At 52.6% G+C, this 12,799-nt stretch carries 15 protein-coding genes and 1 pseudogene; 9 read left to right on the top strand and 7 right to left on the bottom strand.

Translation table 11 applies throughout. From position 1 onward, the window contains the following. Positions 1-15: 15 nt before the first annotated feature. The 6 genes from AC1DUO_RS11175 to AC1DUO_RS11150 form a co-directional block, all read right to left on the bottom strand. Positions 16-723, bottom strand: a complete 708-nt coding sequence (locus AC1DUO_RS11175) for an ABC transporter permease (protein WP_015689988.1) — start codon at positions 721-723, stop codon at positions 16-18. Then, positions 720-1,370, bottom strand: a complete 651-nt coding sequence (locus AC1DUO_RS11170; RefSeq protein ID WP_013575675.1) for an ABC transporter permease — start codon at positions 1,368-1,370, stop codon at positions 720-722. The genes AC1DUO_RS11175 and AC1DUO_RS11170 overlap by 4 nt, the downstream gene beginning before the upstream one ends. 4 nt (positions 1,371-1,374) lie before the next feature. After that, positions 1,375-2,469, bottom strand: a complete 1,095-nt coding sequence (locus AC1DUO_RS11165; protein WP_037035704.1) for an ABC transporter ATP-binding protein — start codon at positions 2,467-2,469, stop codon at positions 1,375-1,377. 261 nt (positions 2,470-2,730) lie between these two features. Then, positions 2,731-3,579, bottom strand: a complete 849-nt coding sequence (locus AC1DUO_RS11160) for an AraC family transcriptional regulator (protein WP_015689991.1) — start codon at positions 3,577-3,579, stop codon at positions 2,731-2,733. Positions 3,580-3,742: 163 nt separating this feature from the next. Next, on the bottom strand, positions 3,743-4,510 hold the full coding sequence (locus tag AC1DUO_RS11155; protein WP_013575678.1) for a phytanoyl-CoA dioxygenase family protein: 768 nt from the start codon (positions 4,508-4,510) through the stop codon (positions 3,743-3,745). A 147-nt stretch (positions 4,511-4,657) separates the two neighbouring features. Then, entirely contained in the window at positions 4,658-5,554 is an 897-nt protein-coding gene (locus AC1DUO_RS11150; RefSeq protein WP_119261694.1) for a LysR family transcriptional regulator, read from the bottom strand. A 156-nt stretch (positions 5,555-5,710) separates the two neighbouring features. Here AC1DUO_RS11150 and AC1DUO_RS11145 point away from each other — a divergent pair, with 156 nt between their 5' ends. After that, positions 5,711-6,436, top strand: coding sequence for a pirin family protein (locus AC1DUO_RS11145; RefSeq protein ID WP_013575680.1), 726 nt, complete (start codon positions 5,711-5,713; stop codon positions 6,434-6,436). Between the two features lie 532 nt (positions 6,437-6,968). Further along, on the top strand, positions 6,969-7,244 hold the full coding sequence (locus AC1DUO_RS11140; RefSeq protein WP_223509806.1) for a helix-turn-helix domain-containing protein: 276 nt from the start codon (positions 6,969-6,971) through the stop codon (positions 7,242-7,244). A 50-nt stretch (positions 7,245-7,294) separates the two neighbouring features. On the opposite strand, the gene AC1DUO_RS11135 is transcribed toward AC1DUO_RS11140, so the two are convergent. Then, a complete protein-coding gene (locus AC1DUO_RS11135) occupies positions 7,295-7,501 on the bottom strand; it encodes a hypothetical protein (protein WP_477987319.1) in 207 nt (68 codons plus the stop codon). Here AC1DUO_RS11135 and AC1DUO_RS11130 point away from each other — a divergent pair. The 7 genes and pseudogenes from AC1DUO_RS11130 to AC1DUO_RS11100 all read left to right on the top strand — a co-directional run. Next, a pseudogene (locus tag AC1DUO_RS11130) lies at positions 7,438-7,680 on the top strand (adenylosuccinate lyase); the annotation flags it as partial. The gene AC1DUO_RS11135 and the pseudogene AC1DUO_RS11130 sit on opposite strands and share 64 nt — an antisense overlap. Further along, positions 7,677-8,210, top strand: a complete 534-nt coding sequence (locus tag AC1DUO_RS11125; protein ID WP_477987317.1) for a GNAT family N-acetyltransferase — start codon at positions 7,677-7,679, stop codon at positions 8,208-8,210. The pseudogene AC1DUO_RS11130 and the gene AC1DUO_RS11125, both read left to right, overlap by 4 nt. Before the next feature lie 289 nt (positions 8,211-8,499). Continuing rightward, complete coding sequence (locus AC1DUO_RS11120) at positions 8,500-9,060, top strand: GNAT family N-acetyltransferase (protein WP_013575683.1); 561 nt, start codon at positions 8,500-8,502, stop codon at positions 9,058-9,060. 35 nt (positions 9,061-9,095) lie between these two features. Beyond that, a complete protein-coding gene (locus AC1DUO_RS11115) occupies positions 9,096-10,424 on the top strand; it encodes an LLM class flavin-dependent oxidoreductase (protein ID WP_119261695.1) in 1,329 nt (442 codons plus the stop codon). Further along, the gene (locus tag AC1DUO_RS11110) at positions 10,421-11,152 is read left to right on the top strand and encodes an amino acid ABC transporter ATP-binding protein (protein ID WP_477987313.1); all 732 of its coding nucleotides are present in this window, start codon (positions 10,421-10,423) and stop codon (positions 11,150-11,152) included. The genes AC1DUO_RS11115 and AC1DUO_RS11110 overlap by 4 nt, the downstream gene beginning before the upstream one ends. Positions 11,153-11,176: 24 nt before the next feature. Beyond that, positions 11,177-11,845 (top strand): amino acid ABC transporter permease, encoded by a 669-nt coding sequence (locus AC1DUO_RS11105; protein WP_013575686.1) that lies wholly within the window; start codon positions 11,177-11,179, stop codon positions 11,843-11,845. A 15-nt stretch (positions 11,846-11,860) separates the two neighbouring features. Beyond that, positions 11,861-12,661: an amino acid ABC transporter substrate-binding protein gene (locus AC1DUO_RS11100; RefSeq protein ID WP_119261697.1), complete on the top strand. Its 801-nt coding sequence runs from the start codon at positions 11,861-11,863 to the stop codon at positions 12,659-12,661. Positions 12,662-12,799: the final 138 nt, after the last annotated feature.

Raw genomic sequence — 12,799 nt, 5'->3', positions numbered from 1 at the left:
GAGTGAGTAGATAATTCAGTTATTCGATAAAGGAATTGTTTTTTTACGGCGGCGTTCACGCTGCCGTAATCCTGGTGAAACAATGAAACGAATTAAAAAAGAGAAAAATACATCAACCAGTAACGCTAATATTCCCACCATAAAAGCACCCGCAACCATTTGCGGATAATCGTTCTGCGCACGGCCATCAATAATCAGCCGTCCTAATCCCCCAAGCGAAACATACGCAGCAATCGTAGCCGTAGACACAATTTGCAGCGCAGAGCTGCGGATGCCGGATAATATCAGCGCCATTGCACAGGGTATTTCCACCGTCAGCAGTAATTTCAGCGGTGAATATCCCATGCCGGTTGCGGCGTCAATAATCGCCGGATTAATCGCCCTGATGCCGGAATATACCCCCATCATGATGGGCGGTAATGCCAGAATGATCAGCACAATCAGACAAGGCACAATAAAAGCCAGGTCTGATTCAAATACCGGCCCGAACAGAATTACCAGTAAAATGATCAACCCGAATGAAGGCAATGCGCGCATGGCATTGGCGCTGCCGATTAATAACATCGCGCCTTTGCCGGTATGACCGACATAACAACCGATCGGGAAAGCGATAATCACCGCAATAAACAACGCTTCAATGCTGTAAATCAGATGCTGAAATATCAGCACCAGCAAGCCGTCATCGTTGAGCCAGTGACCGGAGTCCAGCAACCAGTTAATCATTTCGCATTCCTTTTCGGTTGCCAGGTGGTCATTTTATTGCCGGTGCGCAGCACCAGATTATCCAGCAGCAGCGCCAGCACAATGCACAGGAAAATACCGGCAATAATCGGCGTCAGAAAATGTAGCTGGAAACCCTGGGTAAATAACGCCCCCAACTGCGGCATGCCGACCAGTGCTGAAATCGACACAATACTGACGTTCGATACCACCACTACCCGCATACCTGCGGCGATTACCGGCACAGCCAGCGGTAATTCCACGCTCAGGAAACGCTGCAAGGGCCGGTAGCCCATGGCGACAGCGGCCTGATGGGTTTCATGTGGAACAGAATCCAGCCCGTCGCACACGGTACGGATCAGCAGCGCAAACGCATAAAGTGTCAGAGCCACCACGACATTCACGGTATCCAGAATTTTCGTGCCCAGCAGACCGGGTAATAAAACAAATAACGCCAGGGAAGGAATGGTATAGAGCAGTCCTAATATATTGAGAATGCCGTCTTTAAATTTCCCACAGCGGTGCAAAACACCCCCGACCGGAATAGCCAGTGCCAGCCCGATTAATACCGGAATAACAGACAGGTAAACATGCCAGCCGAGCAGCGTTAATATATTTTCCCGCTGCTGAAATAACCAGTCAAAACGCATGGTATTACCTCACAGCACGGGAATGAGAAAGTGAAAACACCTGTTCGATATTTGCCGTACCCATAAAGCGCTGCTGTTCATCAACCACGATACCGCGCTGACAGGGAGAACTTAATACCGAATCCATTAACTGACGCAGCGTGCCATTTTTCGGCGCAAAGGTGCTGCCGAGATTAATATCTTCCGGGTCCACGGTGGTTTTATTTTGTGTCACATCATACCAGCCGAGCGGACATTCATTTTCAACCACCAGTAACCAGGCACTTTCTCCGGCAAGGGATCGGGCTTCGCTGACGGAAATACCCGGCGCGATCACAGGTTCTTTCGTCAGGCTGATATTATCAGGGATCATATCGAACGAAAGTTTGCGGTATCCGCGGTCACGGCCAATAAAGTCAGCGACAAACGCATCCTCCGGTTCATTAAGTAATTTCACCGGTGAGGCGATTTGCGCCAGACGACCACCGGGGCGGAAAACCGCAACCTGGTCGCCTAATTTCATCGCCTCATCAATATCGTGCGTGACCATAATAATGGTCTTGCCGATTTCACGTTGTAATCTTAAAAACTCATCCTGTAACTGTTCGCGCACCACCGGATCGACGGCGCTGAAAGGTTCGTCCATCAGCATAAATTCCGGGTCCGATGCCAGCGCACGCGCCACGCCGACCCTTTGTTGCTGACCACCGGACAACTGCCACGGATAGCGCTCCGCCATCGTCAGCGAAAGCCCGACCATTTCAAGTAATTCGAGGGCTTTTTTACGCGCTGCCGTGCGTGTCGCACCGTTGAGCAGCGCCGTGACCGCAATGTTATCCTGCACGGTTTTGTGCGGAAACAGCCCGGCGTTCTGGATCACATAACCTATTTTGCGGCGCAGTTTAACCAGATCCATCCCGGCGGTCGGCTGTCCGTTCAGCAAAATGTTGCCTGAAGACGGCTCGGTTAACCGGTTGATCATGCGCAGTGAAGTGGTTTTGCCGCAGCCCGAAGGCCCGACCAGCATAGTAATTTGTCCCGTCGGCGCACTGAACGACAGCCTGTCTACAGCCACCGTCCCATCTGCGTAAAATTTGCTTATGCTCTCAAATGAAATCATTACGTTTCCAGCCACATTACGGAGTGTTTTTCATAAGGCGCCTGCGTGTGATTATTTTGCAGACCTGACATGTACTAACTTGTATGTACAACCTAGCAAGCAGGATGCCAACTTCTCTGTGCGGGTGAAAAGCCACGGATTACGGCGGATGGGATGTGCCGGGGGGTAAAAAGTGAACGGAAGATGCGGTTTTTTTGCACCAGAAACAAACACCCCGCCCCATTGCGGTGCGGAATGTTTTACTTTCTGGCTACAGGCTGTTTACGACTTTCGCTCTGACAACTGACTCAGCCACTGACTGCGATATTCAGAAGGCGAACGGGCGGTGCTTTTGCGGAAAACCCGGCAGAAATAGTTGCTGTCAACGAAGCCGCTGCTGGTCGCCACTTCTTTGATTTTCAGTTCATAACCTTTAAGCAACAGTTTTGCCTTTTCCAGGCGGACGTGATTCAGATACTCGCTGAAGCCGATATCTCCGGATTTACGAAACAAATGAGACAGATAATTCGGCGTGATATGGAAACGCTTTGCCACGTTTTCGCGCGTCAGCGGCAGTGAGGCATTCTCTTCAATATACTTTTTGATTACCTCAAACAGCGCCCCGCTGCGGGTAAGGATCTGCGCCCTGTTAGCGAGCTGTTCCTGACAATGACTTAACAGCCCCGCCACCACGCAGCGCGCGGTTTGCTGGTCGTCAGGACTGGAGACAATTTCATTCATCGCCTGCAACAGAAACGAGCCTACACGCGGGCCAAGGCGGGAAACACTTTGTTTATCCGTGCCGGTAAATGTCACGCCATCCCAAAACTGTAAACTGAACCCCAGTTTTTCTTTGCTGAACAGAACACTCAGCACAATCGCGGGCTTGTCCCACACCATCAGATTCCATTTTCCCCCCGGAATATACAGCGCATCGCCCTGCCTGAGCAGCCCTTTGCCTGCGGCAATGCTGCGATCGCGGACTTCGCCTTCAACGACAAATTCAATACGGGGAAAACTGACCACGGAGGCCAGTTCAGGCGGCGGCTGGGAATTATCAGGAAACCTGACAGCAAACACATCACTGCCGGACACCGATCGGAACAGTGTTTCTATCACGTCTTGCAGCATGGCAGTCTCTCAGAGGTTTTCTCTTCATCATAACATACACGTAACACATACGCGGTGATGCGGCCAGCCACACTGTGACCGCCCTCTGATGTCCGTCATAAAGGCCGGTAAAAATGCCATGAAAAAGCCTGACCGGCAGGCCAGGCCTGGGGAAAACAGAAATTCAGAGCACGTCGAGCAACCATTTCTGCGCAGGCGTCAGGCGGCTTGCCGTTTCCGGCTTCAGCCATTTACGCTGATCCTGCTGCTGCGCATCCGCGCGGTCAATATACAAACTGTGCAGCACGCGGCGACGGGTGCCGATGCGGTTATTGGTGCCGCCGTGCCAGGCGTGAGCGTTGTAAATCATCACGCTGCCCGCCGGTGCTTCGAACACCACTTCATCAGGATGCGGTAATTCAACATCTGCCAGCACATCTTCCGGCAATTCCGGGCGGTGATGGGTGCCGGGAATAATGCGCGGTGCGCCGTTGGCGGCACTCAAATCGTCAATCGCCACGATGGCATTGACCAGATGGACTTTCGGAAAATCCGGACGCGGCTTTTTCCAGTCAGCATGCAGCGGCTGATGGCCGCCCCGGTGCAGCGCTTCGCGTCCGTTGAGGCTCGAAACCTTAAACGCGCCACCAAAAATATGATGACAGACGGACAGGATCAGCGGATGCGACCACACTTTTTCCCACACGGTACCTTTGTTGATCATGTTGGCGATACGGGTCGCGGTGGCTTCCTGATGGTGTTCGACGGCGAGATTATCGCCCTCTTTGTCCACCAGCATGTCAAACGCGGTGCGCATCTCTTCCAGCCAGTCTTTGTCGATAACATTATGAATAACAAGGTATCCGCGCGTCTCCAGCTCGTCAGCCTGCGCCGGAGTTAATGGTTGTGTTGCGCCCAGAGCTGCAAGATATTGCTCAGATGAATGATTCATTTTCCGCCCCTTCAGTTAACGTTTGCGTAACATAAAAGTACGGCAGTTTTTATAGGAAAAAACGATGCAAATCCTACAAAACACTGGATTTATGTGTGATCGCCCAAAAAGTGTGACGCAGGTCTACTCACCTCTGCGGTGCTTATCTCAGGCCGATACCAGCAGTTGTGCCTTTAGCCTTTCCTGTAAAAAATCGAGAAATACCCGGGTGACTTCGCTGCGCTGACGGTGCTGCGGATAAATGGCATGCAGGCTGAGTGAGCCGGGATGAAATGCATCCAGAACGCGAACCAGTGCGCCATATTGCAGCGCCGGTCCGACGATAAATTCCGGCAGTAATACCAGCCCGAGTCCGGCGACGGCCGCATCGCGCAGCACTTCGCCGTTATTGCTGACAATTGGCCCGCGCACATCAAACAGACGACGTTTGCCCTCCAGCTCCAGCTCCCAGCCGGTCTGTCCTTCGCGCCCGTAACGCAGGCAATGATGGTTGAGCAAATCCTCCGGCATTTCCGGCGTCCCCTTACGCTGAAGATATTCCGGGCTGCAGCAGATCACCCGCTTCAGTTCGCCAAGCCGCCGCGCCACCAGCGAGGAATCCGCCAGATTACCAATGCGCAGCGCGATATCGAAACCTTCACCCACCAGATCCACATAGCGATCGACCAGTTCTACCTGAAACTGAATCGCCGGATGCTGACCTAAAAACTCGGCAATCAGCGGCGAAAGGTGGCTGATACCAAACGACATCGGAATGCTGATACGGTACGTTCCCTGAAGCGCCTGCCGCCTGGGCGAAACCGCCCGTTCGGCCTCTTCGATATCATCGAGGATGCGCTGTGCATGTTGCGCGAACAACTGGCCGGACTCGGTCACCGACAGTTTGCGGGTATTGCGGTTGAGCAGCCGCGCATGTAAGCCAGCCTCCAGCGACGCCATGCGGCGACTGACGTATTGTTTAGAAAGCATCAGTTGTTCAGCCGCCGTGGTAAAACTCCCCGCTTTTACCACAGCAATAAAAATACGAAGATCTTCTGTCTGCATCTTATCCGCACCCTTTATTCTCACGCCATTTATTGTCAACCAAAACGTGACAGTGATAGTCAAACAACCGCATTGTTGAGCAAATTAGTTTACGTGTATTCTCTGTTCATCGGAAGGGCAAACGCGCTTCCCCCCTGACAAACTGAGGAGCACATCATGATTGAACAACGTCTCTCTGAACAACGCGGATTGGGTGACCACGGCTGGTTGCATTCACGTCACACCTTCTCCTTCGCCAGTTACTGGGATCCAAAACAGGTCGGCTTCTCAGACCTGCTGGTCATCAACGATGATCAGGTTGCACCGGGGCGCGGCTTTGGGGCGCACCCGCACAGCAATATGGAAATTATCTCTTATGTGCTGGAAGGCGCGCTGGAGCATAAAGATTCAATGGGCACCGGTTCTGTGATTGTCCCCGGCGACGTGCAGCTGATGAGCGCCGGTTCCGGTGTGACGCACAGTGAGTTCAACCACTCCGGTGACGAAAAGGTGCATTTCCTGCAAATCTGGATCGTGCCATCTGAAAATGGGACCAAACCGGGTTACCAGCAGGTCTCTGTGCCTGAAGCGGAAAAACGCGGCCAGTTCCGCCTGATTATCTCGCCAACAGGTGACAACGGCTCACTGAGCGTGCGTCAGGACATGAAGATTTACGCGGGTTTCTTCGACGGTGCGGAACAGGCCACGTTCGACCTTGACCCTGACCGTTATGCCTATGTCCACGTGGCACGCGGCAGCATCAAAGTGAACGGCATTGAATTCAGAACCGGTGACGGTGCACGTATCCGTCAGGAAGATAAACTCACCTTCACGGACGGCGACCAGGCAGAAGTCTTGCTGTTTGATTTGCGTCCGGTGGAAGTCAATCATCCGACCCGCTGATTGTCCGGCACGCTAATTGAAAGTGTTTAAGCAGGCGTATTACAGGTTTTTCGGCAATGCGCCTGCCCTTTTATTATCTTCGTCCTCACGGATAAAAAAGCCTGCTGTAATACTCTTCAACAGATCTGTTTCTCTGGAAAGCATCTCCCATCTATGTCGTTATCCAGTTGGTTTATAAACCTTCCTTACGTTATATTTGCCTCGTCGCGTCAAAAATACGCGGCTAGGTTTCGCAGCCTGAATACCACATCGGAAATACATATGTAATAATTATGTATTTGCCTCCGTACACCTGTCAGATACAGATGCTTGTAATTTGTACATCCTATGGTGACTCAGGCAAGGCAGCCTCCGGGCTGGCCGGCTTCCGATGTGACCGGTACTGCGAACCTTGTCTGAGCCACCACCAAACGAGTTTCGCAGCTCCGGTGGTGGTTAACTATCACATCGGAGAATACCTATGAAACTGCCCCATAGTCCGACTTTCCTGCCGTTTCCTACGTCGTACATCCAGCAGCATGAGGGAGAAATCCTGATTAATCAGGACTGGCACCCCGCTGACATCATTGCTGCACTGCGCAAAAAAGGCACCACCTTGTCTGCGGTTTCACGCGCTGCGGGTTTATGTTCAACCACATTAGCCAATGCGCTTACCCGCCCCTGGCCAAAGGGGGAATTGCTGATAAGCCAGGCTATCGGCGTGCCGCCTTCGATTATCTGGCCAAGCCGGTATTTCGATAAGCGCACAATGCAATTTGTTGAACGTCCGTTGCGCACGCCCGGTAAGAAACCCCCGTCAGACGAATAGCATAAACATCTCCGGGCGTTGTAAAGACGCCCTTTTTCTTCCTCTCCCTGCTAACTCCCTGAATTCGACACATCGCAGCCGTGGCTAACGTCAGGCTCGGGCAGGCTGTTATGGCTTTCCACCAGCCCCCCCCCTGTCGGATCAACCACCATGCCACACAAACGCAATCCTGCGGTCTGACGGTCAATAACCCGGTAAACAAACTGCACATCATCTGGTTTATGACTGTGCCATGCAGGCGTTTGAAAAACAGCCATCTTTTAAAACTGTTCTGCTTGCACATCCGGTGCTGGCGGCCAATATTACTGAACGGGATCTTGACCACTGGTGAGATCCGGCTCATTACACCGGCCGCGCCGCGCAAAAAGTTGATGAGGTCATCCGCTTTGCCGTGCAGTCCGGTCATCTGACTTCTTCTGAGGGATCCGGGTTATGACACAACATTTCAGGCGGCTGACGCTGGATGATAAACACGATTATCTGGCGCTGATGCTGGACGCCTATGCGCCAATCAAAGCACTCGGGATTCAGTTTGATGCTGCCACCGCCGATCTGGCAAGCGTGACACAACATCTCAACGATCATGCAGTGTTTGCGCTCTTTGATGACCAGCGGATGGTGGCTTCGGTCACCCTGCGCTTCCCATGGGGTGCAATGCCGGGGCTCATAGGCCTGCCGCATATTGGCTGGTTAGGCACGCATCCGGATTACGCCGGTCAGCGTCTCGGCAAAAAGCTGCTGGACTGGCTGGAAGACAACATTCTGATCCGCGAACTGAAAGCCCCGGCTTACTCGCTCGGCACCGCCACCAGCCATCCGTGGCTGCGTGACATGTACCTGAAACTGGGTTTTCAGYCGGTCTTCGAAAGAGACATCGGCAAAGGACACACCACGCTGTACATGAAAAAAATTCTCGATGAAAAAAGCCACGCCCGCTGGCTGGAACGTCAGGAAAATTTGTTATGAGCCGCACCGCCATGCTGACGAAACGGATTGTCAGCGCGGTTTGTAACCTCGTCCGGCGGTATTAGTGAAAGAGCCCGGGGGATCTTGGGGGGCGGCGGCAGGCCGCCCCCCAAGTCGGTGTGGGCCGACGCCCACGGTTTTGACTTTGAAGTTAACGCCCGTATGGGCGGCCACCCCATCCCCTATTCCATCTCCCGCAACTGCATAGCAACTATTGTTGTTTTACATCCTTTGTTCCTGACTTTAATAATCGTTGTTAACGATGTGTTGCGAACAACAGGAACTGGATATGAGCCACGTGATCCGCCTTGCTCAGGAGTCTGAAGCAGCGGCGCTGCACAGCCTTTTGCAAAAGGCTTACGAGCCGCTGCTGGAACATAACATTCATTTCACCATCACCCGCGCCAGCGTTGAAGACGTGCGGGATGTTATCCGCAATGAAACCACCTATGTGCTGGAAAACGACGGCGTACTGACGGCGACGCTGACCACCCGTTTTTTGTGGACACCGGCAAAAAATCATCTTGCGCCGTGGCCGTTTGTGCACTGGTTTGCGGTGGCAGAACACGCCAAAGGCCAGGGATTTGGCAATGAAATTATCCGCTACGTGGAAGAGACGTTTTTGCGTGACACGCTGAAATCACCGGCGGTGTATCTGGCAACGGCGGTGAAACATCCGTGGCTGACCGGGTTGTATCAGCGACGGGGTTATGAGCCATTTCATACCGCGACCAACCCGCTGGGTGTCGAACTGGTCTATCTGCGCAAAATTCTCAACCAGCAGGCATTCGAAGCACAGGAGCAGGCGCCGCTGGTGCGCTCCATCGCTGAATTACGCACGCTGGTTTAACGGCGGCTGAATAATATAATCTTAAGGATGAAACAATGAGTCAGAAAAAACAAATACGCCTGGGTGCCATTATTCAGGGCGCATCCGGAAATATGTCTGCATGGCGTCATCCGGATGCGGTTGCTGATGCCAGTATTAATATTCAGTTCTGCCAGCAATTAGCGCAACGAGCTGAACAGGCTAAATTTGATTTCTTATTTGTCGCCGACGGACTTTATATTACTGAGAAATCTATTCCGCATTTCCTCAACCGTTTTGAACCGATTACCCTGCTTTCTGCCCTGTCGCTGGTCACCCACAACATCGGACTGGTCGCCACCTTATCCACCTCCTACAGCGAGCCGTTTACCGTCGCGCGTCAGTTCGCCAGCCTCGATCATCTGAGCGGTGGCCGGGCGGGCTGGAACGTGGTGACCTCGCCGCTGGAAGGCTCGGCGAAAAACTTCTCCCGCGATAAGCACCCGGAACATGACGAGCGTTACCGCATCGCCAGTGAATACGTCAGCGTGGTGAAAGGGCTGTGGGATTCCTGGGAAGAAGATGCGTTTGTGCGCAACAAAGCCACCGGCCAGTTCTTTGTGCCGGAGAAACTGCACACACTCAATCATCACGGCAAATACTACTCGGTGCAGGGGCCGCTGAACGTCGGACGCTCCCCGCAGGGCCGTCCGATCGTCTTTCAGGCCGGGGCGTCGGAACAGGGCAAAGCCTTTGCTGCCGAAGCCGCTGACGCCATTTACACCCGTCAGGAAACCCCCGAACTGGCCCACGCATTTCGTCTCGATGTACAGCGTCAGCTGGTGGAAAACGGCCGTGCCGCCGAAGACATCCGCGTCTTTCAGGGCATCAGCGTGATTATCGGTGAGTCGCCTGCCGATGCTGAACGTCGATATCAGGAAACCGCCCAACTGGTGACGCTGGAAAGCGCGCTGGATTATCTTGGCCGCTACTTTGAGCATCACGATTTTGCGCAATACGACCCGGATGCACCATTCCCGGACATCGGCGATTTGGGGCAAAACAGCTTCCGCAGCACCACAGATGAGATCAAACGCAACGCCCGCGAACGCGGATTAACCCTGCGTCAGGCCGCACTGGAAGCCGCGACACCACGACCGACCTTCTCCGGTACCGCCGAAGATGTCGCCGACGGTCTGGAACATTGGTTTACCTCAGGTGCGGCCGACGGTTTTATCGTCCGGGGCGGCACCCCGACGGCGTTTGATGATTTCACCGACCGTGTGATCCCGATTTTGCAGGCGCGGGGATTGTACCGGACGGACTATGAGGCACAGACCCTGCGGGGGAATCTGGGGTTAAGTGAGCCGGAGAATCAGTTTGTTTCTGTGCGGGAGTACGCATGATAACGGTCAGCGGATTGAATAAATCATTTAACCAGTTCCCTGCTCTGTCGGATATTAATTTCACTGTAAAAAAAGGGGAAGTGGTATCGATTATTGGCCCTTCGGGTTCCGGGAAATCCACCCTGTTACGTTCGCTGAATTTGCTGGTCAGGCCGGATTCCGGCCTGATGCAGATTGGTGATAAACACATTAATGCTGCAACCCTTACCCGCAAACAAACGGGCGATTTTCGCCGCCAGACATCCATGGTTTTTCAGCACTACAATTTGTTTAAAAATAAAACCGCACTGGAAAATATCACTGAGATCTTACGTTTTACCCAAAAACTGAATAAAGCGCAGGCGCGGGAACGGGGTCAGGAATTGCTGGCGCAGGTGGGGCTGGCGCACAAATCGGCAGCCTATCCCGGCACTCTTTCCGGTGGACAGCAGCAGCGCGTCGGTATCGCCCGCGCAATGGCCGTTGATCYGCAGGTGATTTTATTTGATGAGCCCACGTCTTCTCTGGATCCCGAAATGCGCCGTGAAGTGCTGAACCTGATTGAAGGGCTGGCCGGTCGCGACTTAACCATGATGATCGTCACGCATGAAATGGGGTTCGCCCGCAATGTTTCTGACCGGATATTTTTCATGGAGCACGGTCATATTATCGAACAAGGCGAACCGGCAAAAATATTCCAGACCGTTTCCGGAAACCGCACCCGTTCTTTTTTACATGATTTTACCTGATGGCCGTAAACGGAACTTTTCACAATGAATTTTGATTTCCCTTATATGCTCGGCGTTATTCCGCAGATCCTCGTCTATCTTCCCGTGACTTTGCTGATTTCATTTCTTTCCATTCTGCTGGCAACCGTTCTGGGCATTATTTTCGCCTTATTACTCAGGGCCGGTAAAATACCCGCGGCTTTCGCGCATCTTTATATTTCATTCTTTCGTGGTACGCCGGTACTGGTACAGTTATTGATTATTTATTTTGGTCTGCCGCAAATTATCCCTTCGATGAATTCACTGAGTGCCATGAATGCGGTGATCCTCGGTTTAAGCTTAAACACGTCTGCCTATCTGGCGGAAATCTTCCGTGCCGCTATCGACTCCGTCGATAAAGGGCAACTGGAAGCCTCTCTGGCCTCCGGGCTGAGCATGTTTAAAGCCTCCAGCCGTATCCTGTTTCCGCAAGCCTGCCGCAATGCGATTCCGGCTACCGGCAACGTCTATATCGGCCTGATCAAGAACTCCTCACTGGCGTTCACCTTAGGCGTGAGCGAACTGCTGGCTGCAGGAAAAATGGTGGCCACAGAGTCGCTGAAATTCTTCGAAGCGTATTTCGCTGTGGCGCTGGTCTACTGGGCGCTGACCATCATTTTCAGTGAGTTACAACGTCGCCTCGAAAAACATCTCGGCAAACCCTATGCCGGTTAAACAGGAAATTTTCATATGCGATTGTTAACACTGTCTATTTTATCCCTCCCCCTTTTACTGACTGCCTGCGATAAACCCGCCGTCAAAGCGGATGATCAACCCGTTCTGCGGGTGGGCGCGACACCGGACGGTTATCCGCACTATTTTAAAGAGGGCGACACCATCAAAGGATTCAGCACGGATATTCTCAACGCCGTCGCCGGCAAGATCCACTACAAAGTTGAATGGGTAACCTCCGACTGGGTGGGCGTTCTTGGCTCTCTGGAAACCGGCAAAGTGGATACCGTGGGCAATTTTGCTGACACGCCGGAGCGGCGCAAGAAATATGATTATTCAGCGCCCTACTATTACTCTGCGGCGCAACTGGCAGTCAGTAAAAACAACACCACTATTCACGGTTTACAGGACATGAAAGGGAAAACGGTCGCCGCCGATCTCGGTTCGAACTATGGCAAAGTCCTGAAAGAATTTGACCCGAAAAACGAAATCAGGTTGGTGACCTTTGAGGGTATGGATGTGGTGGTTAACAGCGTGGCGCAGGGAAAAGTCGATGCGTATGTTTCCGGCCARGTGATCCTGCTCGGGCAAATCAAGCGTAAAAATCTGCCGCTGAAAATCGTCGGAGAACCCTTTGGCCTGAAACAGGTCGCCCTGCCATTCAGAAAAGATGCGCGCGGAGAAGCGCTGAAACAAAAAGTGGATGTCGCACTCGGTGAATTACGGGCAGACGGCACATTGAAGAAGATTTCCGAAAAATGGTTTGACCGGGATCTGAGTGTGGATACGGAATTAACCTCGGTCAGCAAAAGACAATAAACGCATTTTTACCGTGGCTTTCCGCTCCAAAACCCCGCCCGAAACAGGCGGGGTTTTGGATTCCAGTCCGGAATGTGCGTATTATCGATTAATAATCACCACTTATGCATTTGATGTAAACAATATCTGTGATACATG

This window comes from Rahnella sp. P4_A8 (assembly GCF_056402435.1).
Note: the sequence above shows the minus strand (reverse complement) of the source record. Positions and strands in the feature narration are given on the sequence as shown.

Bases quoted from the DNA above. Each gene is read 5' to 3' on its own strand.
- AC1DUO_RS11120 (WP_013575683.1), top strand. From the start codon at position 8,500: ATGAGCCACGTGATCCGCCTTGCTCAGGAGTCTGAAGCAGCGGCGCTG.
- AC1DUO_RS11160 (WP_015689991.1), bottom strand. From the start codon at position 3,579: ATGCTGCAAGACGTGATAGAAACACTGTTCCGATCGGTGTCCGGCAGT.
- AC1DUO_RS11135 (WP_477987319.1), bottom strand. From the start codon at position 7,501: ATGGCTGTTTTTCAAACGCCTGCATGGCACAGTCATAAACCAGATGAT.
- AC1DUO_RS11115 (WP_119261695.1), top strand. From the start codon at position 9,096: ATGAGTCAGAAAAAACAAATACGCCTGGGTGCCATTATTCAGGGCGCA.
- AC1DUO_RS11165 (WP_037035704.1), bottom strand. From the start codon at position 2,469: ATGATTTCATTTGAGAGCATAAGCAAATTTTACGCAGATGGGACGGTG.
- AC1DUO_RS11175 (WP_015689988.1), bottom strand. From the start codon at position 723: ATGATTAACTGGTTGCTGGACTCCGGTCACTGGCTCAACGATGACGGC.
- AC1DUO_RS11105 (WP_013575686.1), top strand. From the start codon at position 11,177: ATGAATTTTGATTTCCCTTATATGCTCGGCGTTATTCCGCAGATCCTC.
- AC1DUO_RS11170 (WP_013575675.1), bottom strand. From the start codon at position 1,370: ATGCGTTTTGACTGGTTATTTCAGCAGCGGGAAAATATATTAACGCTG.
- AC1DUO_RS11150 (WP_119261694.1), bottom strand. From the start codon at position 5,554: ATGCAGACAGAAGATCTTCGTATTTTTATTGCTGTGGTAAAAGCGGGG.
- AC1DUO_RS11145 (WP_013575680.1), top strand. From the start codon at position 5,711: ATGATTGAACAACGTCTCTCTGAACAACGCGGATTGGGTGACCACGGC.
- AC1DUO_RS11155 (WP_013575678.1), bottom strand. From the start codon at position 4,510: ATGAATCATTCATCTGAGCAATATCTTGCAGCTCTGGGCGCAACACAA.